Below are 328 nucleotides of genomic sequence, written 5' to 3' on the forward strand. Positions count from 1 at the left end.
CGGGCTGCATAGGCTTCCTGCCGTTCTTTGTCCAGCTTTTCATCCATCTTTCCGATGACCTGATAGAAAAATGCGGCAAGGTTGTGTCCCTCCAGACGGTCCACATCAGCCTGCTCTGCCAGCTTGGATTTTTCCAGCATTTTCAGGCGGTCAGCAAGCGTATCTCTCTGGGCGGTCAGTTCTTTCTGCTTTGCTTCGCAGCTTTTCTTTTCAGCGACCTGCTGCCAAAGCTCTTTCAACGTAGAATCATTCATATGGAATGTCCTTTCCCGGCATTACGTTTCTTCGTTCAGAAGCTGGTTCAAAAAATGCTGCCGATTATTTACAA

General features: G+C 48.2%; 1 pseudogene. It reads right to left on the minus strand.

Annotation, left to right across the window (positions count from 1 at the left end):
• Positions 1-254 (minus strand): annotated as a pseudogene (locus tag DWV57_RS14880) (hypothetical protein); the annotation flags it as partial.
• Positions 255-328: the final 74 nt, after the last annotated feature.

The organism is Faecalibacterium sp. AF10-46 (assembly GCF_003604105.1).
In the GTDB taxonomy this organism is placed as follows: domain Bacteria; phylum Bacillota; class Clostridia; order Oscillospirales; family Ruminococcaceae; genus Faecalibacterium; species Faecalibacterium taiwanense.